This is a genomic window from Streptomyces sp. NPDC004539, from assembly GCF_040610055.1.
Taxonomy (GTDB): domain Bacteria; phylum Actinomycetota; class Actinomycetes; order Streptomycetales; family Streptomycetaceae; genus Streptomyces.
Map to the genome: position 1 here is coordinate 1 of NZ_JBEXLS010000003.1, position 20,826 is coordinate 20,826.

The 20,826-nt window shown below is 71.8% G+C and carries 20 protein-coding genes; 6 read left to right on the top strand and 14 right to left on the bottom strand.

Features of this window, described 5'->3' with window-relative positions:
* Positions 1-798 precede the first annotated feature (798 nt).
* Entirely contained in the window at positions 799-2,265 is a 1,467-nt protein-coding gene (locus ABZX85_RS06655) for an AlkA N-terminal domain-containing protein (RefSeq protein ID WP_355864133.1), read from the top strand.
* A 10-nt stretch (positions 2,266-2,275) separates the two neighbouring features.
* Complete coding sequence (locus tag ABZX85_RS06660) at positions 2,276-2,758, top strand: methylated-DNA--[protein]-cysteine S-methyltransferase (protein ID WP_355863125.1); 483 nt, start codon at positions 2,276-2,278, stop codon at positions 2,756-2,758.
* A gap of 105 nt (positions 2,759-2,863) precedes the next feature.
* Here ABZX85_RS06660 and ABZX85_RS06665 read toward each other — a convergent pair whose 3' ends face one another.
* Positions 2,864-3,595: a Sir2 family NAD-dependent protein deacetylase gene (locus ABZX85_RS06665; protein WP_355863127.1), complete on the bottom strand. Its 732-nt coding sequence runs from the start codon at positions 3,593-3,595 to the stop codon at positions 2,864-2,866.
* A gap of 148 nt (positions 3,596-3,743) precedes the next feature.
* Between ABZX85_RS06665 and ABZX85_RS06670 the strand changes: the two genes are divergently transcribed.
* Positions 3,744-3,944 carry a type II toxin-antitoxin system VapB family antitoxin gene (locus ABZX85_RS06670; RefSeq protein ID WP_355863129.1) on the top strand — a complete coding sequence of 67 codons (201 nt, stop codon included), beginning with the start codon at positions 3,744-3,746 and terminating at the stop codon, positions 3,942-3,944.
* A 6-nt stretch (positions 3,945-3,950) separates the two neighbouring features.
* Here the strand turns inward: ABZX85_RS06670 and ABZX85_RS06675 are convergent, their stop codons facing one another.
* The gene (locus tag ABZX85_RS06675) at positions 3,951-4,439 is read right to left on the bottom strand and encodes an NUDIX hydrolase (RefSeq protein ID WP_355863131.1); all 489 of its coding nucleotides are present in this window, start codon (positions 4,437-4,439) and stop codon (positions 3,951-3,953) included.
* Positions 4,440-4,709: 270 nt separating this feature from the next.
* On the opposite strand from ABZX85_RS06675, the gene ABZX85_RS06680 reads away from it, so the two are divergent.
* A complete protein-coding gene (locus ABZX85_RS06680) occupies positions 4,710-5,861 on the top strand; it encodes a glycerate kinase (RefSeq protein WP_355863133.1) in 1,152 nt (383 codons plus the stop codon).
* Positions 5,862-6,068: 207 nt separating this feature from the next.
* Here the strand turns inward: ABZX85_RS06680 and ABZX85_RS06685 are convergent, their stop codons facing one another.
* Positions 6,069-6,944, bottom strand: a complete 876-nt coding sequence (locus ABZX85_RS06685) for an oxidoreductase (protein ID WP_355863135.1) — start codon at positions 6,942-6,944, stop codon at positions 6,069-6,071.
* Between the two features lie 135 nt (positions 6,945-7,079).
* On the opposite strand from ABZX85_RS06685, the gene ABZX85_RS06690 reads away from it, so the two are divergent.
* Entirely contained in the window at positions 7,080-7,901 is an 822-nt protein-coding gene (locus ABZX85_RS06690; RefSeq protein WP_355863137.1) for a helix-turn-helix transcriptional regulator, read from the top strand.
* Between the two features lie 65 nt (positions 7,902-7,966).
* On the opposite strand, the gene pssA is transcribed toward ABZX85_RS06690, so the two are convergent.
* The 9 genes from pssA to ABZX85_RS06735 all read right to left on the bottom strand — a co-directional run bounded on the left by pssA (position 7,967) and on the right by ABZX85_RS06735 (position 18,874).
* Positions 7,967-8,821: a CDP-diacylglycerol--serine O-phosphatidyltransferase gene (gene pssA / locus ABZX85_RS06695; protein WP_355863139.1), complete on the bottom strand. Its 855-nt coding sequence runs from the start codon at positions 8,819-8,821 to the stop codon at positions 7,967-7,969.
* Positions 8,808-9,464: a phosphatidylserine decarboxylase gene (locus ABZX85_RS06700; protein WP_355863141.1), complete on the bottom strand. Its 657-nt coding sequence runs from the start codon at positions 9,462-9,464 to the stop codon at positions 8,808-8,810. The genes pssA and ABZX85_RS06700 overlap by 14 nt, the downstream gene beginning before the upstream one ends.
* Positions 9,465-9,635: 171 nt before the next feature.
* On the bottom strand, positions 9,636-10,850 hold the full coding sequence (locus ABZX85_RS06705) for an acyl-CoA dehydrogenase family protein (RefSeq protein WP_355863143.1): 1,215 nt from the start codon (positions 10,848-10,850) through the stop codon (positions 9,636-9,638).
* A gap of 5 nt (positions 10,851-10,855) precedes the next feature.
* A complete protein-coding gene (locus ABZX85_RS06710; RefSeq protein WP_355864135.1) occupies positions 10,856-11,362 on the bottom strand; it encodes a MaoC family dehydratase in 507 nt (168 codons plus the stop codon).
* 5 nt (positions 11,363-11,367) lie between these two features.
* Positions 11,368-12,330: a CoA ester lyase gene (locus ABZX85_RS06715; protein ID WP_355863145.1), complete on the bottom strand. Its 963-nt coding sequence runs from the start codon at positions 12,328-12,330 to the stop codon at positions 11,368-11,370.
* On the bottom strand, positions 12,327-14,378 hold the full coding sequence (locus ABZX85_RS06720) for a protein meaA (RefSeq protein WP_355863147.1): 2,052 nt from the start codon (positions 14,376-14,378) through the stop codon (positions 12,327-12,329). The genes ABZX85_RS06715 and ABZX85_RS06720 overlap by 4 nt, the downstream gene beginning before the upstream one ends.
* Before the next feature lie 9 nt (positions 14,379-14,387).
* Positions 14,388-15,731, bottom strand: a complete 1,344-nt coding sequence (gene ccrA / locus ABZX85_RS06725; protein WP_355863149.1) for a crotonyl-CoA carboxylase/reductase — start codon at positions 15,729-15,731, stop codon at positions 14,388-14,390.
* Between the two features lie 373 nt (positions 15,732-16,104).
* Positions 16,105-16,929 carry a TetR family transcriptional regulator gene (locus ABZX85_RS06730; protein WP_355863151.1) on the bottom strand — a complete coding sequence of 275 codons (825 nt, stop codon included), beginning with the start codon at positions 16,927-16,929 and terminating at the stop codon, positions 16,105-16,107.
* Between the two features lie 103 nt (positions 16,930-17,032).
* Positions 17,033-18,874, bottom strand: a complete 1,842-nt coding sequence (locus ABZX85_RS06735) for a 3-hydroxybutyryl-CoA dehydrogenase (protein ID WP_355863153.1) — start codon at positions 18,872-18,874, stop codon at positions 17,033-17,035.
* 359 nt (positions 18,875-19,233) lie between these two features.
* Here ABZX85_RS06735 and ABZX85_RS06740 point away from each other — a divergent pair, with 359 nt between their 5' ends.
* Positions 19,234-19,809 (top strand): adenylosuccinate lyase, encoded by a 576-nt coding sequence (locus tag ABZX85_RS06740; protein WP_355863155.1) that lies wholly within the window; start codon positions 19,234-19,236, stop codon positions 19,807-19,809.
* A gap of 77 nt (positions 19,810-19,886) precedes the next feature.
* On the opposite strand, the gene ABZX85_RS06745 is transcribed toward ABZX85_RS06740, so the two are convergent.
* Positions 19,887-20,411 (bottom strand): GNAT family N-acetyltransferase, encoded by a 525-nt coding sequence (locus tag ABZX85_RS06745; protein ID WP_355863157.1) that lies wholly within the window; start codon positions 20,409-20,411, stop codon positions 19,887-19,889.
* A complete protein-coding gene (locus tag ABZX85_RS06750; protein ID WP_355863159.1) occupies positions 20,408-20,806 on the bottom strand; it encodes a RidA family protein in 399 nt (132 codons plus the stop codon). Before ABZX85_RS06750 ends, ABZX85_RS06745 begins: the two co-directional genes overlap by 4 nt.
* Positions 20,807-20,826 lie beyond the last annotated feature (20 nt).

A 20,826-nucleotide genomic window follows, 5' to 3' on the forward strand; every position in this document is an offset into this window, starting at 1 on the left:
CGAGCCGCCGAGCCGCCGAGCCGCCGAGCCGCCGAGCCGCCGAGCCGCCGAGCCGCCGAGCCGCCGAGCCGCCGAGCCGCCGAGCCGCCGAGCCGCCGAGCCGCCGAGCCGGGGTGAGAGCGTGGGGCGCGGGGAGCCTTGAGAAGGGTTGCTGGTACGGAAGCCTCCGGACGATCGTGACGACCCCGGGCGCCCGCCCCGTACCGTCCGCCCCAACCCCCGTCCCGCCCCGCGGCGCCCGCCTTGCATTCGGCGGAGTCGCCAGGTCTGCTCGCGCCACCGCCACCGCCACCGCCACCGCCACCGCCACCGCCACCGCCACCGCCACCGCCACCGCCACCGCCACCGCCACCGCCACCGCCACCGCCACCGCCACCGCCGGCCCCGCCTTCCTGGCCCCGGCCGACCGAACCCCCGGCCCGCCCCGCTCCCGGCGCCTCCCACCCCCCGCACTGTCCGTCCCGGTGCCATCTCTCCCTTGTCCCCGCCCTGGCGCCTGCCTCACACTCTGTGGAGACGCCCCCGCCCCCCGCCCCCCCGCCAGCCGAGCCCCCGGCCCGCCCCCGGCACCCCTCCCCCCGCTGTCCCTCCCGGCTCCGTCTGCCCCTTGTCCCCGCCCCGGCGCCTGCCCCACACTCCGCAGAGACGCCCCCGCCCCCGCCGCACCGCCTCCCCGGCCCCGCCTGCCGAGCCCCCGGCCCGCCCACCCGGCGCCCGCCACCCCACCCCCACGTCCATGTCGGATTTCCGCCAGCCGAACCCCCCGACTGCCCCCATGCTGGACGTATGCAGAACGGGATGCACACCGACCGGGACCGCTGTGTGCGGGCCGTGCAGTCGAAGGACGCGCGGTTCGACGGGTGGTTCTTCACGGCGGTCCACACGACGGGGATCTACTGCCGGCCGAGTTGCCCGGCCGTACCGCCGAAGCCGCGGAACATGACGTTCTACCCGAGCGCGGCGGCGTGCCAGCAGGCCGGGTTCCGGGCGTGCAAGCGGTGCCGGCCGGACACGAGCCCCGGCTCGCCGGAGTGGAACCACCGTGCCGACGCGGTCGCCCGCGCGATGCGGCTGATCGCCGACGGCGTCGTCGACCGCGACGGCGTGACCGGCCTCGCCACCCGCCTCGGCTACAGCACCCGGCAGGTGGAACGCCAACTCCTCGCCGAACTCGGCGCAGGCCCCCTCGCGTTGGCGAGGGCACAGCGTGCCCAGACCGCGCGCATCCTGATCGAGACCAGCGAACTCCCCATGGCGGACGTGGCGTTCGCGGCCGGCTTCTCCTCGATCCGCACCTTCAACGACACCGTCCGCGAGGTCTTCGCCCTCTCGCCCACCGAACTCCGCTGCCGTGCGCCGAAGTCGGCGAAGGGCACCCCGGGCGCCCTCCAGTTGAGGCTGCCGTTCCGCGCCCCCCTCAACCCCGACAACCTCTTCGGCCACCTCGCCGCGACCGCCGTACCCGGCGTCGAGGAGTGGCGGGACGGCGCGTTCCGCCGCACCCTGCGCCTCCCGTACGGGCACGGCATCGTCGCCCTCACCCCGAACCCCGACCACATCGCCTGCCGCCTCACCCTCAGCGACCTGCGCGACCTGACCGTCGCGACGAGCCGCTGCCGCCGCATGCTGGACCTCGACGCCGACCCGGTCGCGGTGGACGACCAGTTGCGCACCGACCCGGTCCTCGCCCCCCTCGTCGACAAGGCCCCCGGCCGCCGGGTCCCCCGCACGGTAGACGAAGCGGAGTTCGCGGTCCGCGCGGTCCTCGGCCAGCAGGTCTCCACGGCGGCGGCCCGCACCCACGCCGCCCGCCTGGTCACCGCGTACGGCGACCCCGTGGACGACCCCGAGGGCGGCCTCACCCACCTCTTCCCGACCCCCGAGGCGCTGGCCGGCCTCGACCCCGAGACCCTCGCGATGCCCCGCACCCGCCGCACGACGTTCACCACCCTCGTCTCCCGACTCGCGGACGGAACACTCCACTTGGGGCCGGAGAGCGACTGGCCGCAGACCCGGGAACGGCTCCTCGCGCTCCCCGGCTTCGGCCCCTGGACCGTCGACGTCATCGCCATGCGCGCCCTCGGCGACCCGGACGCCTTCCTCCCCACCGACCTCGGAGTCCGGCGCGCCGCCCAGGAGTTGGGCCTGCCCGCCACCCCGGCCGCCCTCACCGCACACGCCGCCGCCTGGCGCCCCTGGCGCGCCTACGCCGTCCAGTACCTCTGGGCGACCGACGACCACCCCATCAACTTCCTGCCCGCGTAAGGATGTCCCCATGAAGCACCACAAGGTCGTCGACAGCCCCTACGGCCCGCTCACCCTCGTCGCCGACGACGGTGTCCTGTGCGGCCTCTACATGACCGACCAGCGCCACCGGCCGCCCGAGGAGAGCTTCGGCCCCCGCGACGACACGGCCTTCGCCGAACCGGAGGCCCAGCTGGAGGCGTACTTCGCGGGCGAGTTGAAGGAGTTCACCCTCCAACTGCGCCTGCACGGAACCGAGTTCCAGCAGTCGGTCTGGTCCCAGCTCCAGGCCATCCCCTACGGCGAGACCCGCACCTACGGCCAACTGGCCGAAGCCCTCGGCAACTTGGGCGCCTCCCGGGCCGTCGGCCTCGCCAACGGCAAGAACCCCGTCGGCATCGTCGTCCCCTGCCACCGGGTCATCGGCGCCTCCGGCGACCTCACCGGCTACGGCGGCGGCCTCGACCGCAAACGCCGTCTCCTGGACTTCGAACGCGGCACGGCACTGTTCTGAACGGCCCGTCCGGGCAGGCGTGTTCCGGCGGACCTGTGCCCGACAGGCCCGCCGGGCACGGGCCGAGAGAAACCCCGCCCGCCCCACGCGACCGGTCTGCCCCGCCTACCCCGCCCGCCCCAACTCCCGCAGCAGCCGCGGCAACGCCGTCCCGATCGGCTCCCGCACCACCTCGGCCGCGACCTCGTCGTACGGCGTCGGCTCCGCGTTGACGACCGTCAGCCGGGCCCCGTGCTCGGCGGCGACGCCGACCAGAGCGGCGGCGGGATGGACCTTGAGGGAGCTGCCGACGGCGTAGAAGACCTGGCACGCCTTCGCGACGGCGAGGGCGTCGCCCAGGACGCCCGGGTCGAGGTGCTCGCCGAACATGACCGTCGCCGACTTGAGGACGCCGCCGCACTCCAGGCACGGCGGATCGTCCTCACCGGCGTCGAGCCGGGCCAGGGCGTCCTCCATCGGCCCGCGCACACCGCACTTCGTGCACACGAACTGCCGTGCGGTGCCGTGGAGTTCGAGGACCTTGCGGGCGGGGAGCCCGGCGAGCTGGTGCAGCCCGTCCACGTTCTGCGTGAGGACCCGCACCGGTACGCCCGACCGCTCCAGCTCGACGATCGCCCGGTGCGCCGCGTTCGGCTCGGCCCGCAGCGTCGCGCCGTCCCGCCGCATCCGCCACGAACGCCGCCGGATCTCCGGATCGCCCATGTAGTACTCGTACGTGACGAGCTTCTCGGCCTCCGGGTCGCGTCGCCACAGCCCGTTCGGCCCCCGGTAGTCGGGAATCCCGGAGTCCGTACTGACACCTGCACCGGTGAGGATCGCGACGAGCGGCTTGGTCATGGCCCGAGCGTAGGACCCGAGCCCGACCCGGGCGACCGGATATCCGGACCGGCTCACGCTCCCCAGCACCGGCCCGCCCACGCTCCTCGGCACCGGGCCCGCCCCAACCCCCTCGGCATCCCCCCCAGCCCGGTGATAGCGTCACGCCATGGCAAAGGTCTCCGTCTCCCTCGACGCCGAACTCGTCGTCGAGGCCATGGTGCTGGCCGGCGTCGGCACCCCGCAGGACGCCGTCGAACTGGTCCTGCGGGACTACATCCAGCGCGGCCACCGCACGGAGGCCCGAGTCGCCGAACGGGACGAGGCGCTGCGCGAGATCGACGTCAGGCCCAACACCGAGCAGGGCTAGGCCGGTTCAGGACGCCGGCAGCCCGTTCTCCAGCTCGGCCGTACCGGTCCCCGCCAGCGCGTCCAGCGCCGCCAGTACCCGCAGCCCGAGTTCGCCGGGGAGATGCGTCGCCAGTTCCTCGCGGGGGACGAGCCGCCAGGAGAGCAGCTCCTCCTCCTGGAGCCGGATCGACTTGAGCGCCTCCTCGTCGAGCACGCCACCGTCGTACACATAGGCCACCAGCGGCGGGCGGGCGGTGCCGGGGACCCAGTCGACCGCGAGGAGACGGCCGAGGGGGCGGTCGAGGCCGATCTCCTCCAGGGTCTCGCGGCGGGCGCCCTGCCGGGGGGTCTCGCCGGTGTCCGACTCGATCGTGCCGCCCGGAAGCGCCCAGCCGTCACGGTAGTTGGGCTCGACGAGCAGCACCCGCCCCTCGGCGTCCCGGAAGAGCGCGGCGGCGCCCGCGAGGACCCGGGGCAGGGAGGCGATGTACTCGGCGTAGTCAGAGGTGCTCATCCCGGAAGCGTATCCACGAGCGAACTCCCGCACCCGTCCGACGAGTTCGTGTTCCCGACACCTTGTGCAACCGTTTCCCGCGTTTCTCCGTCGGCACGACCGCAGGCACGACCGCCTGCACAACCACCGGCATGACCGTCGGCACGACCGCCGCACGGCTCCCGCACAGCCCTCCCTCAGCCGGAATCCAGGCTTCGGACATGGCATGACTCCGGGGGCGTCCGCCGGTTAAGGTCACTGCGGCGTGACCGGTGCGGGGATGGGAGACAGGTGGCGGAGGCTTCGGAGCGGGGCGCGCGGCGCGTGCTCGTCGCGGCGGACAAGTTCAAGGGCTCGCTGACGGCCGTCGAGGTCGCCGAGCGGGTGACGGCCGGGCTGCGCACGGTGGTGCCCGGCGTCGAGGTCGAGGCGCTGCCCGTCGCGGACGGCGGCGACGGCACCGTCGCGGCGGCGGTCGCGGCCGGCTTCGAGCGTCGCGCGGTACGGGTCGCCGGCCCCCTCGGACACGAGGTGGAGGCCGCGTTCGCGCTGCGCGGTGACACCGCCGTCGTCGAGATGGCCGAGGCCAGCGGCCTCCAGCGGCTCCCGCGCGGCGTCTTCGCCCCCCTGACCGCGTCCACCTACGGCTCCGGCGAACTCCTGCGCGCGGCCCTCGACGCGGGCGCCCGCACGATCGTCTTCGGCGTCGGCGGCAGCGCCACCACCGACGGCGGCGCGGGCATGCTCTCCGCGCTCGGCGCCCGCTTCCTCGACGCGGACGGCGAGCCCGTCGCCCCCGGCGGAGGCGGCCTCACCGACCTGGCCCGCGCCGACCTGACCGGCCTCGACGCCCGCCTCCAGGACGTCGACCTGATCCTCGCCAGCGACGTCGACAACCCGCTGACCGGCCCGAAGGGCGCCCCCGCCGTCTACGGCCCGCAGAAGGGCGCCTCCCCGGACGACGTGGAGGCCCTCGACGCCGCCCTCACCCGCTTCACGGAGGTCCTGGAGACCGCCGTCGGCCCCCGCGCCCTCGAACACGCCGCCGCGCCCGGCGCCGGAGCGGCCGGTGGAATCGGTTACGGCGCGTTGCTGCTCGGCGCCCGTTTCCGCCCCGGCATCGAGGTCATGCTCGACGTCCTCGGCTTCGCCCCCGCCCTCGCCCGCGCCGACCTCGTCATCACCGGCGAGGGCTCCCTCGACACCCAGACCCTGCACGGCAAGGCCCCGGCCGGGGTCGCCGCCGCCGCCCGCGCCGCCGGCAAGGACGTCGTCGCCGTCTGCGGCCGTCTCGCCCTCACCCCCGAGGCCCTCACCGGCGCCGGAATCCGCCGCGCCTACCCCCTCACCGAGGTCGAACCCGACGTCTCCCTGTGCATCGCCGAGGCCGGCCCGATCCTGGAGAAGGTGGCGGAACGGATTGCCCGGGACTTGCTGAGCTGAGGCCGGGCCCGGCTGGGCCGAGGCTGAGCCGAGCGGCCGAGCCGGACGCGAGTTGATCACCGGATCACCGGATCACCTGATCACGGGATCAGAGGACTTCGGGGCTGTCGGATCGTACGACCATCACCTCGCGCGACCGGCTCGCCCCCCCGCCGCACCCGCCTCCGACCGCACCCGCCCCTCCACCGACACCCGCACCCCGCACCCCTACCCCCGCCCCACCCCGATCCCGTCCAGCTCCACCCCCGCCCCCTCCGGCAGCTCCAGCCCCGCCGCCGCCAGGTTCTCCCGCAGATGCCCCACCGACGACGTCCCCGGGATCAGCGCGATCGCCGGGGACCGCCGCAGCAGCCACGCCAGCGCCACCTGCTGCGGCGACGCCCCGAGCCGGGCCGAGACGTCCGACAGGGCCCGCGACTGGAGCGGGGTGAAGCCGCCGAGCGGGAAGTAGGGGACGTACATGATCCCCTCCGCCGCGCACCGGTCGACGAGCGCGTCGTCCTCCCGGTGGGCCAGGTTGTAGTGGTTCTGGACGGTCACGACCGGCGCGATCCCCTGCGCCTCGGTGAGCTGCGCGGAGGTGACCGTGCTGAGCCCGAGATGCCGGATCAGCCCCTCCTCGCGCAGCTCGGCGAGCGCGGAGAACGACTCCGCGACGGACTCGTCGTCCGGCCCCGCCTGGGTACCGAAGCGCAGATTGACGACGTCGAGCGCCTCCACACCGAGGTGCTCCAGGTTCTCGTGGACCTGTTTGCGCAGCTCAGCCGGGTCCCGGACGAGGTTCCAGGAGCCGTCGGGGCCGCGCCGGCACCCCACCTTGGTGACGATGCGCAGCTCGGCCGGGTAGGGGTGCAGCGCCTCGCGGATCAGCTCGTTGACGACCGTCGGGCCGTAGAAGTCGGCGGTGTCGATGTGGGTGACGCCCGCGTCGACGGCCGCGCGCAGCACCGCGACCGCGGTGTCGGGGTCCTTCGGCGGGCCGAAGACCCCGGGGCCGGCGAGCTGCATCGCGCCGTATCCCATCCGGGTCAGGGTCAGGCCGGCGGCGGGGGTGATCGTCCCGCCGGGCAGGGAAGTGGACATGCCGGTTCACCTGTTTCTGTATGCGGTTGCTGTCCGTCGATCGTGCGCCGGACGCCCCGTCCGTGGTTACGCCCCCGCGTTCCTGGGGGTGACAGGACCAGGCACCGGGGCGCGGGACGGCCGTACGGTGGGGCCATGGACGAGAACGCGCTCGGCGAGTTCCTGAGGGCCCGCCGCGCGCTGGTGCGGCCCGAAGACGTGGGGCTGCCCGGCGGCGGCCTGCGCAGGGTGCCGGGGCTGCGCCGGGAGGAGGTCGCGCTGCTCGCGGGGATCAGCGCGGACTACTACCTGCGCCTGGAGCAGGGCCGTGACCGCAACCCCTCCGCGCAGGTCCTGGAGGCCCTCGCGCGCGTGCTGCGCCTCGACGCCAACACCACCGCCTACCTCCTCGGCCTGACCCGCCCCCGCGCCCGCACCGGACGGCCCGCCGCCGAGCGGGTCCCCGACAGCCTCCGGCAGCTCCTCGGCACCTGGGACCGCCACCCCGCCTACGTCCAGAACCGGCTGACCGACGTCCTCGCCGCCAACCCGATGGCCGTCGCGCTCTCCCCGAAGTACCGCCCCGGCGGCAACCTGCTGCGCTCGCTCTTCCTCAGCCCGGCCGACCGCGAGAACCACCACGACTGGGAGCTGATCACCGAGGAGGCCGTGGCCGTCCTGCGGGCCAGGACCGACGCCGACGACCCCCGCCTGCACGCCCTGGTCGAGGAACTGTCCCGCGGCAGCGACCGCTTCCGCACCCTGTGGGCCCGCCACCAGGTCCGGCGCCAGATGGAGCACGCGATCAGGATGCGCCACCCCCAGATCGGCGAACTGGAGCTGTACAAGCACAAACTCTCGGTCGACGGGTACGACAGCCTGTCCCTGGTCGTCTTCCACGCCGCCCCCGGCAGCCGCAGCGCCGAACTCCTGGACATCCTCGGCAGCCTCAGCGCCCCCGCGCCCCAGGAACGCTGAAACGCCCCGGACCTCTTCGGTCCGGGGCGCCTCGGCGTCGTACGCGGGAAACGCGCGGCAAGCGGTTACGGCAGTTGTGCCGTGCGGGCCTCGCGGCGGTTGTCGCGGAAGTTGTTCACCCGGCGGGCCGTGGCGAACAGGGGGATGACCGCGCCCATGACGAGCTGGAGCGCGCAGCCCGTCTGGAGGAGGAGCTGGCCGCCGGGGGCGCCGAACGCCCAGGCCGCGAGCATCCCCATCGACAGGACGATCCACGCGAGCATGGCGCCCGCGAGCGGTCCGCGCGGCTTGGGGTACTCGACGCGGCTCACCATCAGCCAGGCCGTGCCGACGATGGCGAGAACTGTCGCCACGAACGGCAGCTCAAGCAGGACGATCGCGACGACCGTCAGCGCGCCGAACGGTGACGGCATGCCCTGGAACATGCCGTTCGCGGGCGTCACGCACGAGAAGCGCGCGAGTCTCAGCACCACCGCGAGCAGCACCACGACCGCGCCGACCGCCGCCACCCGCTGGTGGGCGTCGTTGGCGACCATGCCGTAGACCAGGACGAAGTACGCCGGGGCCAGACCGAAGCTGACCAGGTCGGAGAGGTTGTCCAGCTCCGCGCCCATCGGGGACGAGCGCAGCTTGCGGGCGACGAGGCCGTCGAACAGGTCGAAGACCGCCGCGCACAGCATCAGGATGACGGCGGTGGCGGCGCTGCTGCGCGCCATGCCGCTCTCCTGGCTGCCCGTGAGGTGCGGGATGAGGATGCCGGTGGTGGTGAAGTACACCGCCATGAAGCCGCAGGTGGCGTTGCCGAGCGTCAGGGCGTCCGCTATCGACAGCCGCAGCGAGAGGGGCATCTCCTCCTCTTCGTCGGCGTCGTCGGCCTCCGGCACCCAGCCGGTCTGCGTCTCAGGGTCAATCACGGTCAAGACGAGTCACCCCCGCCACGGTCTTCTGCCCGACCTCGACGGCGACCTCGATGCCCTCGGGCAGGTAGACGTCCACGCGCGAACCGAACCGGATCAGACCGATGCGCTCGCCCTGCTCGACCTTCGTGCCCTCGGGGACGTAGGGGACGATGCGGCGGGCGACCGTGCCGGCGATCTGGATCATCTCGATGTCACCGAGCTCGGTGTCGAAGTGCCAGACGACCCGCTCGTTGTTCTCGCTCTCCTTGTTGAACGCCGGGACGAAACCGCCCGGTACGTGCTCCACGGAGGTCACCGTGCCCGACAGGGGCGCGCGGTTGACGTGCACGTTGAGCGGGCTCATGAAGATCGCGACCCGGGTACGCCCGTCCTTCCACGGCATGATGCTCTGCACCACGCCGTCGGCGGGGGAGATGACCCGGCCCGAGGCGATCTCGCGCTCGGGGTCGCGGAAGAACCACAGCATGCCCGCGGCGAGCGCGGTGGCGGGTACGGCGACGGCCTTCGCGGCGCCGGAGCGGCGGGCGCGCAGGAGGCTGACGGCTGCGGTGGCGACGGTCGGGAGAAGCCACGGCGATGCTCCGCGCGCAAGGCGTACGCCGGCGAGGCTGTCGCGAGGTGCAGAGGTTTGGCTGTGGGGCATGGATGACCTTCGTAGCGGATGATGCCGCGCTCTGAACGGGGGACGGCGGCTTTCCGGCGATCGTAGCGGTTCAGGACCACAACTGGGTAAGCCAGGAAGACGAGTCGGCGGCTGAGAGCGATTGACGGGGTGTGACCTTCTTCTCGAAGAAAACACCCCCAACCGGTATATCTAGCCCTGGAACCGATACTCTTCGAGCAGTCGTCGGCCGATGATCATTTTCTGGATCTCGGCGGTGCCCTCACCGATCAGGAGCATCGGCGCCTCGCGGTACAGACGCTCGATCTCGTACTCCTTGGAGAAGCCGTAGCCGCCGTGAATCCGGAAAGCGTCCTCGACCACCTCCTTGCAGTACTCGGAGGCGAGGTACTTCGCCATCCCGGCCTCAAGGTCGTTTCGCTCACCCGAGTCCTTTTTGCGTGCCGCATTGACCATCATCGCATGGGCGGCCTCGACCTTGGTAGCCATCTCCGCCAGCTTGAACTGGATCGCCTGGTGCTGGGCGATCGGCTTGCCGAAGGTGTGGCGTTGCTGGGCGTACTGGACACCCAACTCGAAGGCACGCTGAGCGACTCCGCAACCACGGGCCGCCACATTGACGCGGCCAACCTCGACTCCGTCCATCATTTGGTAAAAACCTCGGCCGGTCTCCCCGCCCAGCACCCGGTTCGCCGGAATCCGCAGGTCAGACATGACCAGTTCGGTCGTATCGACGCCCTTGTACCCCATCTTCTCGATCTTCCCGGGGATCGTCAGACCCGGACGGACCTCCCCGAACCCGGGCTCCTTCTCCACCAGGAACGTCGTCATCGCCTTGTGCGGCTTGACCGGCGCCCCGTCCGGACCGTGTCCTTCGTCACTTCGTACGAGAACCGCCACCAGGGACGACGTACCGCCGTTCGTCAGCCACATCTTCTGACCGTTCAGGACGAAGTCGTCACCGTCCCTGACCGCTTTCGACGTGATCGCCGACACGTCGGAACCGAGCCCCGGCTCCGACATCGAGAACGCCCCCCTGACGTCCCCGGCGGCCATCCGCGGCAGGAAGTACTCCTTCTGCTCCTCGGTGCCGTGCTGCTTCAGCATGTACGCCACGATGAAGTGCGTGTTGACGATCCCGGACACCGACATCCAGCCCCGGGCGATCTCCTCCACGCACAGCGCGTACGTCAGGAGCGACTCGCCCAGACCGCCGTACTCCTCCGGGATCATCAGCCCGAACAGGCCCAGCTCCCGCAGGCCGTCCACGATCGCCTGCGGATACTCGTCCCGGTGCTCCAGCTCGGTCGCGACCGGGATGATCTCCTTGTCGACGAAGTCCCTGACGGTGGACAGGATCTCGTTCTGTACGTCCGTGAGGCCGGCGGTCTGCGCGAGGCGTGCCATGTCCCTCAGCCCTCCTGAAGTTCCGGGCGGCCGGGCTGTTCGCCGCCGCGCTCCTTGATGTACGTCTCCGTCGGCACCATGACCTTGCGGCGGAACACGCACACCAGCGTGCCGTCCTGCTTGTAGCCCTTGGTCTCGACGTGGACGATCCCGCGGTCGTCCTTCGACTTCGACGGCCACTTGTCGAGGACCGTCGTCTGCCCGTAGAGCGTGTCGCCGTGGAAGGTCGGCGCCACGTGCCTCAGCGACTCGATCTCCAGGTTGGCGATCGCCTTGCCCGAGACGTCCGGTACGGACATGCCGAGCAGCAGGGAGTAGATGTAGTTGCCCACCACCACGTTCTTGCCGAAGTCCGTCGTGTTCTCGGCGTAGTTGGCGTCCATGTGGAGCGGGTGGTGGTTCATGGTGAGGAGGCAGAAGAGGTGGTCGTCGTACTCGGTGACCGTCTTGCCGGGCCAGTGCTTGTAGACCGCCCCGACCTCGAACTCCTCGTAGGTGCGCCCGAACTGCATCTGCGTCACGCCTCCGGGATCTCGAACTTCGACGTCCGGGTCATGCCCGCCGCCCTGCCCTTGCCCGAGACGACCAGCGCCATCTTGCGGCTCGCCTCGTCGATCATCTCGTCGCCGAGCATCGCCGAACCCTTCTTCCCGCCCGCCTCGGACGTGTAGTACTCGTACGCGTCGAGGATCAGCTCGGCGTGGTCGAAGTCCTCCTGCGACGGCGAGAAGATCTCGTTCGACGCCTCGACCTGGCCCGGGTGCAGCACCCACTTGCCGTCGAAACCGAGGGCCGCGGCACGGCCGGCGACCTCGCGGTAGCCGTCGACGTTGCGGATCTGGAGGTAGGGGCCGTCGATCGCCTGGAGGTCGTTCGCGCGGGCCGCCATCAAGATCTTCATGAGGATGTAGTGGTAGGCGTCCGCCGGGTAGCCCGGCGGCTGCTCGCCGACCACGAGCGACTTCATGTTGATCGACGCCATGAAGTCGGCCGGACCGAAGATGATCGTCTCGACACGTTGACTGGCCTGGGCGATCTCATTGACGTTGTTGAGCCCCTGGGCGTTCTCGATCTGCGCCTCGATGCCGATACGGCCGACCTCGAACCCCATGGTCTTCTCGATCTGCGTCAGCAGAAGGTCGAGCGCCACGATCTGCTGCGCGTTCTGGACCTTCGGCAGCATGACGCAGTCAAGATTGGGGCCCGCTCCCTCGACGACCGTGACGACGTCCCGGTACGTCCACTCGGTCGTCCAGTCGTTGACGCGCACGACCCGCGTCTTGCCCGTCCAGTCGCCCTCGTTGAGGAACTTGACGATGGTGTGCCGCGCCTCGGGCTTCGCGAGCGGCGCGCACGCGTCCTCCAGGTCCAGGAACACCTGGTCCGCCGGGAGGCCCTGGGCCTTCTCCAGGAAGCGCGGGTTGCTGCCCGGCACGGCGAGACAGGAGCGGCGGGGGCGCAGGCGGTTGACGGGCGTCATGCGGGGACCTCCAGGGGGTCGAGCCGGTTCGCTTTGCGGATCTCGTCGACGATGCGGCCGATGATCCCGGTGATGTCGAAGTCCTTCGGGGTGAAGACCGCGGCCACACCTGCGGCCCGCAGCTCTTCGGCGTCACCGCTGGGGATGATGCCACCGGCGATCACCGGAATGTCTGTGGCACCGGCCACACGCAGCCGTTCCAGGACATCCGGCACCAACCGGGCGTGCGATCCGGACAGGATCGACAGGCCGACCGCGTGCACGTCCTCCGCAAGCGCCGCGTCCACGATCTGCTCGGGCGTCAGCCGGATGCCCTGGTAGACCACCTCGAACCCGGCGTCCCGCGCCCGCACCGCGATCTGCTCGGCGCCGTTGGAGTGGCCGTCGAGACCCGGCTTGCCCACCAGGAACCGCAGCCTGCCCGAGCCCAGGTCCCGTGCGGTGACGTCGACCCGGCGGCGCACCTCGGCGAGCGCCGAGCCCTCCTCCACGGGGACCGCCACCGGCGCCGACGAGACGCCCGTCGGCGCCCGGAACTCGCCGAACACCTCCCGCAGCGCGCCCGCCCACTCGCCGGTCGTGATCCCCGCGCGGGCGCACTCCAGGGTGGCCTCCATGAGGTTCTCCGTGCCCTGCGCGGCCTCCTTGAGCCGGTCGAGGGCCTGGCGGACCGTCGGGTAGTGGAACGGGTCGCCCATGCCCTGCCGGTCGGAGGACTCCTGACGGGTCGTCCGCCACTCCTCGACGGCCGCCACGACACGTTCCTCGACAGCCGGATCGACTGTCTGGATCGCTTGACCGAGATCGGCGGTGAGTGGATTGGGCTCGGTCGTGTTGAACGCGTTGACGCCGACGATCAACTCTTGACCGGACTCGATACGCGCCCGGCGCTCCGCGTGCGACGCCACCAGCTGCGACTTCAGGTACCCCGACTCCACGGCCGCCATCGCGCCGCCCATCTCCTGGATGCGCGCCATCTCCGCGAGGCAGTCCGCGACCAGCGCGTCCACCTTCTTCTCGACGACGTGCGACCCGGCGAAGATGTCCTCGTACTCCAGCAGGTCGCTCTCGTGCGCCAGCACCTGCTGGATGCGCAGCGACCACTGCTGGTCCCAGGGCCGCGGCAGCCCCAGCGCTTCGTTCCACGCCGGCAGCTGCACGGCCCGCGCGCGGGCGTCCTTCGACAGCGTCACCGCGAGCATCTCCAGGACGATCCGCTGGACGTTGTTCTCTGGCTGCGCCTCCGTCAGCCCCAGCGAGTTGACCTGCACGCCGTAGCGGAACCGGCGCTGCTTCGGGTCCTCGATGCCGTACCGCTCCCGCGTCACCTGGTCCCAGATGCGGCCGAACGCCCGCATCTTGCACATCTCCTCGATGAAGCGGACACCCGCGTTGACGAAGAAGGAGATCCGGCCGACGACGTCCCCGAACCGCTCCTCGGGGATCTGCCCCGAGTCACGGACGGCGTCCAGCACGGCGACCGCCGTGGACATCGCGTACGCGATCTCCTGGACGGGCGTCGCCCCCGCCTCCTGGAGGTGATAGCTGCATATGTTGATCGGGTTCCACTTCGGCATGTGGTTGACCGTGTAACAGATCATGTCCGTCGTCAGCCGCAGCGAAGGCCCCGGCGGGAAGACGTGCGTCCCCCGCGACAGGTACTCCTTGACGATGTCGTTCTGCGTCGTCCCCTGGAGCAGCTCGGGGTCGGCGCCCTGCTCCTCCGAGACGACCTGATAGAGCGCCAGCAGCCACATCGCGGTCGCGTTGATCGTCATCGAGGTGTTCATCCGCTCCAGGGGGATGTCCTGGAACAGCCGCCGCATGTCCCCGAGATGGGCCACCGGCACGCCCACCCGGCCGACCTCGCCGCGCGCGAGGATGTGATCGGGGTCGTAGCCGGTCTGGGTCGGCAGGTCGAAGGCGACCGACAGACCCGTCTGCCCCTTGGCGAGGTTGCGGCGGTACAGCTCGTTGGACGCCTCGGCGGTGGAGTGCCCGGCGTACGTCCGCATGAGCCACGGCCGGTCCTTCTGGCGCTCTGTCATCGGATGCCCTCAGACGTTCCGGAAGCGGTTGATGGCGTCGATGTGCCGCGCGCGCTTCTCCTCGTCGCGCACGCCGAGCCCTTCCTCGGGCGCCAGGCACAGGACGCCGACCTTGCCCTGGTGCGCGTTGCGGTGGACGTCGTGCGCGGCCTGGCCGGTCTCCTCCAGGGCGTACACCTTGGAGAGTGTCGGGTGGATCTTGCCCTTGGCGACCAGGCGGTTGGCCTCCCACGCCTCGCGGTAGTTCGCGAAGTGCGAGCCGATGATCCGCTTGAGGGACATCCACAGGTAGCGGTTGTCGTACTCGTGGTTGAAGCCCGACGTGGACGCGCAGGTGACGATCGTGCCGCCCTTGCGGGTGACGTAGACGCTCGCGCCGAAGGTCTCGCGGCCCGGGTGCTCGAAGACGATGTCGACGTCCTCGCCGCCGGTCAGCTCGCGGATGCGCTTGCCGAAGCGCTTCCACTCGCGCGGGTCCTGGGTGTGCTCGTCCCGCCAGAACTTGAAGTCCTCGGCGGTCCGGTCGATGATCGCCTCCGCGCCCATCCGGCGGCAGATCTCCGCCTTCTGCGGGCTGGAGACGACACAGATCGGGGTGGCGCCGCCGGCCAGCGCGAACTGCGTGGCGTAACTGCCGAGTCCGCCGCTCGCGCCCCAGATCAGGACGTTGTCGCCCTGCTTCATCCCGGCGCCGTTGCGCGAGACGAGCTGCCGGTACGCCGTCGAGTTGACCAGCCCCGGCGAGGCGGCCTCCTCCCAGCTGAGGTGGTCCGGCTTCGGCATCAGCTGGTTCGACTTGACGAGCGCGATCTCCGCGAGGCCGCCGAAGTTCGTCTCGAAGCCCCAGATGCGCTGCTCGGGGTCGAGCATCGTGTCGTTGTGGCCGTCGGACGACTCCAGTTCGACGGACAGGCAGTGCGCGACGACCTCGTCACCGGGCTTCCACGCGTTGACGCCGGGCCCGGTGCGCAGGACGACGCCGGCGAGGTCGGAGCCGATGACGTGGTACGGCAGGTCGTGGCGCTTCGTCAGCTCGCTGACCTTGCCGTACCGCTCCAGGAAGCCGAACGTCGAGAGGGGCTCGAAGATCGACGTCCACACGGAGTTGTAGTTCACGGACGACGCCATGACCGCCACCAGGGCCTCGCCCGGCCCGAGTTCGGGCACGGGGACCTCGTCCAGGTGCAGCGACTTGCGCGGGTCCTTGTCGCGGGTCCGCATCCCCGCGAACATCTCCGTCTCGTCCTTGTGCACGGTGATCGCGCGGTACGACTCGGGCAGCGGGAGGGCGGCGAAGTCGGCGGGGGTGCTCTCCGGCGACTGGATCGCCTCCAGGATGTCCTTCACGGTCACGGTGTTGCCTCCGGCGGTGTGCGCCCCTGAGGGGAGGGCGCGGTGAGGGTGCTGGCTTGTGAGGTGCGGCGGCGCTTTGTGGCGCGGGAGGTTGCCTGTGACGCAGGCGTCCGGATGCGCGGCGACGTGGTGCGCGGGGACAACCGGCGGACGGCTGTTCGCCGTGCGCCGGCCACCCGGACGACTTCAAGGTATGGCACCCCGTGTCACCCCGCAAGGCACTCGGTGCCAGGAATTGCGCTCAGGTGAAATCTTTACTTGACAAGTGAGCGATGATCGATCAGGTGGGGGTTCGGAGGTATGGGAAAACATGCCCTGACATGCCAAAACGGCCACCCCTGAGGGTGGCCGTCGTCACAGAGGTGTGCCCGGGTCAGCGTTCCTTGAGCGCCTGCTCGATCGCTCGCATGACCTCGTCCAGCGGCGCGTCCGTCCGCGCGACCGTCACCAGGACCTCGCCCTGCGCGGAGAGTGCCACCGGGGACGCCGCGCCGGCGGAGGAGGGGGGAACGGCCGCGCGGCCGAGCCCGATGCCGGTGCCGAACGTACGGCGCACGATCGCGAACGCGTGGTCGAGCTGCGCCTCCACGTCCCCCTGGCCGCCCGCGCGCAGCCAGCGCCGCAGGACGTGGTTGTGGGCGGTGACCACCGCGGACGCGGCGACCTCGGCGAGCAGCGGGTCGTCGTTCGCGTCGTCGTCGTGCGCGTGCTCGTCGAAGTGGCCCAGCAGATAGCGCGTGAACAGGCGCTCGTAGCGGGCCACCGAGGCGATCTCCGCCTCGCGCAGGGTGGGCACCTCGCGCGTCAGCTTGTAGCGGGCGACCGAGATCTCCGGCCGCGCCGCGTACATCCGCATGACCTCCTTGATGCCGCGGCACACGGTGTCGAGGGGGTGCTCGTGCGCCGGGGCGGCGTTCAGCACCGCCTCCGCGCGGACCAGGGTGTCGTCGTGGTCCGGGAAGATCGCCTCCTCCTTGGAGCGGAAGTGGCGGAAGAACGTACGGCGCGCGACCCCGGCGGCTGCCGCGATCTCGTCGACGGTGGTCGCCTCGTAGCCCTTCGTCGCGAACAGCTCCATCGCGGCTGCCGCCAGTTCTCGGCGCATCTTGAGCCGCTGGGCGGCGGCACGGCTGCCCGCCGCACTCTCCGGCGCGTCGGACGGGGCGGGGGTACGGGAGGACTTGGCGGGCTGGGACATGACCCGAACGTACTGCATGCGCGCAGCTCGATGCGCAGGTCCGGGGTCCGCCCGGCCTCCGGAACCGAGCAGTCCGCCCCAGTCCGCCCGTCCTCCGAAGGGATCAGCGCCTGGCATGTTCGCGGAAGCCGCGGCCCGTCTTGCGGCCGAGGCACCCCGCGGCGACCAGGTGCTCCAGGAGCGGCGCCGGCGCGAGGCCGGGGTCCCGGAACTCGCGGTGCAGGACCTTCTCGATGGCGAGGGAGACGTCCAGGCCGACGACGTCCAGGAGCTCGAAGGGGCCCATCGGGTAGCCGCCGCCCAGCTTCATCGCCGCGTCGATGTCGTCAAGAGACGCGTAGTGTTCCTGCACCATCTTGATCGCGTTGTTGAGATACGGGAACAGCAGGGCATTCACGATGAACCCGGCCCGGTCTCCACAGTTGACGGGATGCTTCTTGATCGACGCACAGACCTCGTCAACAGTTGATCGGGCATCCTCGGCCGTCAACACTGTACGGACGACCTCGACCAGCTTCATCGCCGGCGCCGGATTGAAGAAGTGCATCCCGACGACGTCCTGGGGCCGCGACGTCGCCCGCGCGCACGCGATCACCGGCAGGGACGACGTCGTCGTCGCCAGCACCGCCCCCGGCCTGCACACCTTGTCCAGCGTCGCGAAGAGCTGCTGCTTGACCGCGAGATCCTCCGCGACCGCCTCCACGGCGAGATCGACGTCCGCGAACGCGTCGTACGAACCGGCCGGCGTGATCCGCTCCAGCGCGCCCGCCGCCGCCTCGGGGGTGAGCCGGCCCTTGTCGACGGACCGGGCGAAGGACTTCCCGATGCGGGCCTTCGCGGCGGCGGCCTTCTCCTCGGTGCGGGCGGCGAGGACGACGTCGTACCCGGCCTTCGCGAAGACCTCGGCGATACCGGACGCCATGGTCCCGGACCCGGCGACGCCGACGGAGCGGACGGGGCGGCCGGGGACGCCGGAGCCGCCGGGGGCCGGGGTGAGGGCGTCGGGGACGACGGCCGGGCTGCCGGGGGCCTCGTACGTGTAGAAGCCCCGGCCCGCCTTGCGGCCCGTCAGGCCGGCCTCGCTGAGCTGCTTGAGGATCGGCGCGGGGGCGTGCAGCCGGTCGTGGGAGGCGGCGTACATGGCGTCCAGGACGGTGCGCGCGGTGTCGACGCCGATCAGGTCGAGCAGGGCGAGGGGGCCCATGGGCAGACCGCAGCCGAGCTTCATCGCCGCGTCGATGTCCTCGCGGGAGGCGTAGCGCGCCTCGTACATCGCCGCCGCCTGGTTGAGGTAGCCGAAGAGCAGGCCGTCCGCGACGAACCCCGGCCGGTCGCCGACCGCCACCGGCTCCTTGCCCAGTTCGACGGCGAGTCCGGTGACCTGTGCGACGGCCTGCGGGGCGGTCAGCACCGACGAGACGACCTCGACGAGCTTCATCGCCGGTGCCGGGTTGAAGAAGTGCAGCCCGAGCACCCGCTCCGGACGTGCCGACTCGGCCGCGAGCCGGGTCACGGACAGGGCGTTGGTCCCGGTCGCGAGGATCGCGTCGGGCCGGACGATCGCGTCCAGCTCACGGAAGAGCTGCTGCTTGATCTCGTACGACTCCGGCGCGACCTCGATCACCAGGTCGGCGCCGGCCGCCTCGCGCAGGTCGGTGCCCGTGCTGACCAGGGCGAGGGCGTCCGCGCGCTGCCGTTCGGTGAGCCTGCCGCGGGCGACGGCGCGGGCGGTGGAGGTCTCCAGGGCGGCGAGGCAGCGGGCCGCCTGGGCGGCGCTGATGTCGATGCCGATCACCCGGCGGCCGGCCTTGGCGAGGACTTCGGTGATACCGGCGCCCATCGTGCCGAGGCCGACGACGGCGACGGTGTGCAGGGGCGCGGGGGCGTCCGGAGAAGAGGCGGAGGAAGCAGAGGAAGCAGAAGAGGGGGACAGGGGAGTGGCCATCGAGGGACTCCAGGGAAGAGGTGACGACTGGGAGAGCGCCGGGTGCGCCGAAGGGCGCGCGGGGCGCGGAAGGTGCGGGTGATGCCGGGCTGCGAGCGCACACGCCCGGGGCCGCCGACGAGGGGCGCGCACACGCCCGCCGGTCGTACGGCGTCCTGCTGGAATCGACCGGCCCTGTCCCGGAGCCGGGTCGTGCTTCTCCCGGCGGCTGCGTCACCAGGCCGTCAGGAGGAGATACACGGGAGGGTGTCCCGCTCGTCTGAGCTTAACCGGTGAGTAACGAGCGCGCCAGCCCCCGGAGCAGGCGGACTTCGCGAACCGGCTCCCTTCCTGGTCGTACCCCGCCTACGCTCGGAATCATGGACGAGGAGTCGCGATCGCTCACGGAGCGCTTACGGCGGGAGTCGGGCGGGGGCGCGCTCTTCGAGCGGCTCGCGGGCGCCGACGACCCGGACGTACTGGCCGGCGTGCTGACCGAGCCCGGACAGCCGCTGTGGGCGCGGGAGCTGGCCGCGTTCCGGCTCGGCCTCGCGGGCGACCGGCGTGCCTTCGAGGCGCTCGTCCTCCTCCTCAACCACCGCGACCCCCCACGCTGCGCCTCCGCCGCGTACGCGCTGGCCCGCCTCGGCGACCCCCGCACCGCCCGCGCCGCCGCCGCCCTCGCCACCAACGAACTCCGCGTCGCCTACGCCCTGCACCCCGTCCGCCTCCTGGCCGCCCTCGCCGCCCCCGAATCCGCCCCGGCCCTGATCACCACCCTCCGCCGCCGCCTCACCCCCCACGACCCGTACCGGCGCGTGGCCCTGGCCTGCGTCGAGGGCCTCGGAGCTCTCGGCGACCCCCGCGCGCGGCCGGTACTGCGGGAGGCGCTGGCCCATCCGGCACTGGCGGAGGCGGCGGTGCTGGCGCTGGGGAGGATTCCGGGGGAGGGGTGAGGGGCGTGCATTCCGCCCCGGCCCGCGGCGCCCTCTCGACGAACCTCGCCCTCCCGGCGCCTCCATGCCCCGGGGTGTCAGCCGCCCACCTCCCCCACGTACCGCACCTCGGGCACCAGCGCCCCGCCCGCCTCGAACGGCTCCTCCGCGCCGTCCGGGTGCAGTCCCGCGCGCTCGTAGAACCGGCGCGCGCGGGTGTTGCCCTTGAGGACCCACAGGTACAGCCGGGTGTACCCCCGGGCGGCGAGTTGCCGTACGGACTCCTGGAGCAGTGCGTGGCCCACGCCCGAGCCGTGGTGCGCGGCGTCGACGTAGAGGGCGTACAACTCGGCGTCGTCGGTGCGGAGTTCACCCTCGCGGTAGGGGCCGTGGCAGGCCCAGCCGGTGACCGTGCCGGCCTGCTCGGCGACGAGGTTCACGACGTTCTCGCCCGCGTTCTCGAAGTGGGCGCGGCGGCGCAGGACCTCCTCGGGGAGGGAGAGGGCGTCCAGGTGGGCCTGCGGCATCAGGCCCCGGTAGGCGGACTGCCAGCCGCGGACCCGGAGTTCGGCGACGCGCTCGCAGTCGGCGAGGACCATGGGGCGGACCAGGGGCGGCGTCATCGCGCGACCACCGCCAGCGCCTCGATCTCCATGAGGAACTCGGGCCGGACCAGGCCCGCGACCTGGACGGCGGAGGCGGCGGGGAGCCGGTCGTCGGGCACATGGGCGGCGCGGGCCTCGCGGATGGCGGGCATGTACGCCATGTCCGTGACGAAATAGGTGAGTTTGACGACGTCGTCGAAGGTCGCGTCCGCCGCGGCCAGGCAGCGGCGGAGGTTCTCGAAGACCTGGCGGGCCTGGGCGGCGGGGTCGCCGGCGCCGACCGGCTCGCCCTTCTCGTCGAGGGCGAGCTGACCGGAGACGGCGACCAGGCGGCCGGTGCCGGTGACCACGTGCGTGTACTGCGCGGCGGGGGCGACGCCTTCGGGGGCGGTGATACGGGTCAGATCGCTCATGTGTCCATCATGGATCACGG

Bases quoted from the DNA above. Each gene is read 5' to 3' on its own strand.
- ABZX85_RS06745 (WP_355863157.1), bottom strand. From the start codon at position 20,411: ATGACGCCGCCCCTGGTCCGCCCCATGGTCCTCGCCGACTGCGAGCGC.
- ABZX85_RS06685 (WP_355863135.1), bottom strand. From the start codon at position 6,944: ATGTCCACTTCCCTGCCCGGCGGGACGATCACCCCCGCCGCCGGCCTG.
- ABZX85_RS06705 (WP_355863143.1), bottom strand. From the start codon at position 10,850: ATGGCACGCCTCGCGCAGACCGCCGGCCTCACGGACGTACAGAACGAG.
- ABZX85_RS06740 (WP_355863155.1), top strand. From the start codon at position 19,234: ATGGACGAGGAGTCGCGATCGCTCACGGAGCGCTTACGGCGGGAGTCG.
- ABZX85_RS06750 (WP_355863159.1), bottom strand. From the start codon at position 20,806: ATGAGCGATCTGACCCGTATCACCGCCCCCGAAGGCGTCGCCCCCGCC.
- ABZX85_RS06670 (WP_355863129.1), top strand. From the start codon at position 3,744: ATGGCAAAGGTCTCCGTCTCCCTCGACGCCGAACTCGTCGTCGAGGCC.
- ABZX85_RS06655 (WP_355864133.1), top strand. From the start codon at position 799: ATGCACACCGACCGGGACCGCTGTGTGCGGGCCGTGCAGTCGAAGGAC.
- ABZX85_RS06715 (WP_355863145.1), bottom strand. From the start codon at position 12,330: ATGACGCCCGTCAACCGCCTGCGCCCCCGCCGCTCCTGTCTCGCCGTG.
- ABZX85_RS06730 (WP_355863151.1), bottom strand. From the start codon at position 16,929: ATGTCCCAGCCCGCCAAGTCCTCCCGTACCCCCGCCCCGTCCGACGCG.
- ABZX85_RS06690 (WP_355863137.1), top strand. From the start codon at position 7,080: ATGGACGAGAACGCGCTCGGCGAGTTCCTGAGGGCCCGCCGCGCGCTG.
- ABZX85_RS06665 (WP_355863127.1), bottom strand. From the start codon at position 3,595: ATGACCAAGCCGCTCGTCGCGATCCTCACCGGTGCAGGTGTCAGTACG.
- ABZX85_RS06720 (WP_355863147.1), bottom strand. From the start codon at position 14,378: ATGACAGAGCGCCAGAAGGACCGGCCGTGGCTCATGCGGACGTACGCC.
- ABZX85_RS06735 (WP_355863153.1), bottom strand. From the start codon at position 18,874: ATGGCCACTCCCCTGTCCCCCTCTTCTGCTTCCTCTGCTTCCTCCGCC.
- ABZX85_RS06675 (WP_355863131.1), bottom strand. From the start codon at position 4,439: ATGAGCACCTCTGACTACGCCGAGTACATCGCCTCCCTGCCCCGGGTC.
- ABZX85_RS06700 (WP_355863141.1), bottom strand. From the start codon at position 9,464: ATGCCCCACAGCCAAACCTCTGCACCTCGCGACAGCCTCGCCGGCGTA.
- ABZX85_RS06710 (WP_355864135.1), bottom strand. From the start codon at position 11,362: ATGCAGTTCGGGCGCACCTACGAGGAGTTCGAGGTCGGGGCGGTCTAC.
- ABZX85_RS06660 (WP_355863125.1), top strand. From the start codon at position 2,276: ATGAAGCACCACAAGGTCGTCGACAGCCCCTACGGCCCGCTCACCCTC.